Annotated in this window: 3 protein-coding genes; all 3 read left to right on the top strand. The window is 73.3% G+C overall.

Features of this window, described 5'->3' with window-relative positions; translation table 11 throughout:
- Positions 1-258 precede the first annotated feature (258 nt).
- Positions 259-2,304, top strand: coding sequence for a hypothetical protein (locus G7A99_RS16800; RefSeq protein WP_018716992.1), 2,046 nt, complete (start codon positions 259-261; stop codon positions 2,302-2,304).
- Between the two features lie 32 nt (positions 2,305-2,336).
- Positions 2,337-2,954, top strand: a complete 618-nt coding sequence (locus tag G7A99_RS16805) for a DUF1318 domain-containing protein (RefSeq protein WP_018716993.1) — start codon at positions 2,337-2,339, stop codon at positions 2,952-2,954.
- A 131-nt stretch (positions 2,955-3,085) separates the two neighbouring features.
- Positions 3,086-3,588 (top strand): FAD-binding protein (locus G7A99_RS16810; RefSeq protein ID WP_163142290.1); only part of this gene is annotated, 503 nt, incomplete at its 3' end.

A 3,588-nucleotide genomic window follows, 5' to 3' on the forward strand; every position in this document is an offset into this window, starting at 1 on the left:
CGCGCTGGCCGGCGGTGCGGTCACCGTGCCCCTGGCAACGGGTCTGCCGGAGCACACGCGCCAGGCCGCCTGACGGGCAACGGCGCCGCGTCGCGGGTACGTACACATCACCGGTAATCGCCGGCCGCCTTCGGGTAGCCGGCCCACCGCTGCGGGCACCCGCGCAGGCCGTGCACCACGCTCCCCCTTCACCGGGCCGTGACACCAGGCGCACGGGCCACGATGATGGGGCCTCAGGGGTCAATCGGAGCCAGTTCTATGCCGCCGGGGCGCCTGCGTCACGGCCTCGCCGCCGTGCTCCTGTGCATAGCCACCGTCAGCAGCGCCGTCGAGACGTTCGCCGTCGACGTCGGCCGCGCGGCCGTGGGCGGCGCCGTCGTCCACGGGATACGGCTGAGCTACGGGCTCGGCGACGGCGCCCTGACCGTGAACATCGACCGCCTCGACCTGCCCGGCGACCAGCCACCGGTCAGGGACGTGCGGATCGACTGTCCGGCGGCACGGCTGGCCCCGGACCGCGTCACCTGCGCCGACGCCCGGTTGAGCGCGAGCTGGGCACCGGTCGGCACTGTCGCCGCCGATGCGGCGGCCACCTGGCGCCGGGACACCGGTACACTGGACGTCACCCTGCCCTCGCTCCCGGTCGGCGGCTCCGGCCTCCGGGTCGCCGCACACTACGGCCCGGGCGGCTGGCGGGTGAACGCCCAGGGCAACGGCCTGGCGCCGGGCGCCATTCTCGCCCTCGCCGGCGATGCGGTTCGTGGCTGGCAGGCCGGCGGCGGCACCGTCTCGGTCAACGCCACGTTCTCCGGCGACGCCGCCGGTGTACTGCGCACCGCCGGCGAGATCGTGCTGGAAGGGCTGTCAGGCGGCAGCGCGAGCGGCCTGCAGGCCGCCGAGGGCGTAACGGGCCGCCTGTCCTGGGCGGCACGCGGCGGCGACGGCGACTGGTTCGGCCAGACGGAGGCGGCGCTCGACGGCGGGCAGGTCTACAGCGACCCGGTCTTCGTGGACCTCGCCGCACACCCACTGACCCTGCGGACCGACCTCACGGTCCCCGAGACGCTCGACAGCGTCCATCTCTCCCGGCTGCGCGTGGATCAGCCCGGCCTCGTCAGCGGTCAGGGCACCCTTACCTGGGCGAGCGGCCGGGGCATCGTCGCCGCGGACGTCACGCCGTTGACCTTGAGCCTGCCGGCGGCCTACGCCACATATGCACGCCCGTTCCTCACCGGCGGCGGCTTCCCCGAGGTGGCCGGCGACGGCAACGCCACGCTTCGCGCGGCGTTCGCCGACGGGGTACTCCGGAGCGTGAACCTGCGCCTCTCCGGCGTCGGGCTCGACGGTGCCGACTACCGGCTCAACGGCCTCGACGCCCGGCTGGATTGGCGGGCCGGCGACCTCGACGCGCCTGCGGCGAGCCGCCTGAGCGTGCAGGGGGGCAGCCTCCACGGCGTCCCGGTCGGGGCGTTCGACGCACGGGCCCTGCTCCACGGCGATGGCGGCAGGCTCCTTGCGCCCCTGCGCGTCCCCATCGCGGACGGCGCGCTGGCGGTGGAGCGGCTCGCGCTATCCGGGCTCGCCGGCGATAACCCCGCCGCCGCCCTGGACGCGCGGGTGACCCCCATCAGCCTCGGCCCGGTGACCCAGGCCCTGGGCTGGCCGCGGTTCGGCGGCACCCTCTCCGGCGAGCTGCCGACCCTGCGCTACGCCAACGGCACCGCGAGCGTCGCCGGGACCCTGCGCATCGAGGCCTTCAAGGGCCTCATCCGCCTCCAGGACCTGGTACTCTCCGACCCCTTCGGTGTGGCCCCCCGGCTTACCGGGGAGCTAACGGCGCAGGGCCTCGACCTGGAGACGCTGACGACGGCGTTCGAGTTCGGCCGCATCACCGGCACGCTGGAGGGCCGCGTCACCGGGCTGCGCCTGGTGGGCTGGCAGCCCGCCGCCTTCGACGCCTGGTTCCACACGCCGGTGGACGACCCGGTACCCCACCGGATCAGCCAGCGGGCGATCGAGGCCCTGTCAAGCATCGGCGGCAGCGGCGCGGCCGGGGCCCTGTCCCGCGGCCTGCTCAGCGTGTTCGACGCCTTCGGCTACGCCCGCCTCGGGCTCGGCTGCCGCCTCTCGGGCGATGTATGCCTGATGCGGGGCGTCGGCCCGGCGGAGAACGGCTACTACATCGTCGAGGGCGCGAGCGTCCCCCGCGTGGACGTGATCGGGCACGTCGACCGGGTCAGCTGGTCGACGTTCATCCGCCAGCTCGCAGGCGTCACCGCCGGCGGCGCACCGGTGGTAGAGTAGACCCGACGCCACGACGACGAAGGAGACCCGCCGTGACCGCGATCAAGCGCCTGGGCCTCGTGCCGCTGTTCATGCTGCTCGCCGCCTGTGTGACCATCAATGTGTACTTCCCGGCGGTCGCCGCGGAGAAGGCCGCCGACCGCATCATCAAGGACGTCTGGGGCCCGGAGGACGGTGCCCCGCCGACGCGCGAGCAGGCCCCGGAGGGGGACGACACCCAGGGGCGAGCCCCCGGAGCGGAACGTCCCCTGGCGATACGCCTGCTCGACACGCTGATCACCCCCGCCCACGCCCAGGAACCACGCATCGACATCTCCTCACCCGCGGTCAAGCGCCTGACCGCGAGCATGGAGAAGCGCTTCTCCCGGCTGCGTCCCTACTACGAGTCCGGTGCCGTCGGGCTCACCCGGGACGCCCTGGTCGCGGTGCGTGACCTCAACAGTGTGCCGCTCGCCGAGCGGGGCAGCGTCCGCCAGCTCGTCTCCGCGGAGAACGCGGACCGCAACGCCCTGTACCGTGAAATCGCTGTGGCCAACGATCACCCCGAATGGGAGCAGCGCATCCGCGGGGTCTTCGCGGAGCGCTGGGTGCGCAACGCCCGGGACGGCTGGTACTACCAGAACGACGGCGGCAAGTGGGTCCGCAAATGACCCGCCGACGGCCCTGCTGACGGGCCCGCCTCCCCGAGCCGCCGCCGACGCCCGTGCCCGATGCACGGGCGTTTTCCTTTCGGCACCCCGGTCTGCTATGGTGCATTGGTCAGACCAATGGAGGAGAGGTCATGGCAGCGCCGTCCCGTTACCGTGACGAAGACACCCGTTTCTCCGTCGACCGCGACGACCTGATCACGCGGCTCTCGGCCATACTCCCCGGCGAGGGACTGATTGTCCACGAGGCGGGCCTGCGCGCCTACGAGTGCGACGGCCTGTCCGCCTATCGCCAGCTGCCGCTGGTGGTGGCCGTGCCCGAGACCGTCGAGCAGGTTCAGGCCGTGCTCCGGCTGGCCAGCGAGTGGGACGTCCCCGTGGTCGCCCGGGGCTCCGGCACCAGCCTCTCCGGCGGCGCCCTGCCCCATCCGCAGGGCATCCTGCTGTCGCTGGGCAAGTTCAACCGCATCCTGTCAGTGGACGCACAACGGCGCATCGCGCGGGTCCAGCCCGGCGTGCGCAACCTTGCGATCTCCGAGGCCGCCGCCCCCCACGGGCTCTACTATGCACCGGATCCCTCCTCCCAGATCGCCTGCTCCATCGGCGGCAACGTCTCCGAGAACGCCGGCGGCGTGCA

Source organism: Arhodomonas sp. KWT (assembly GCF_010993615.1).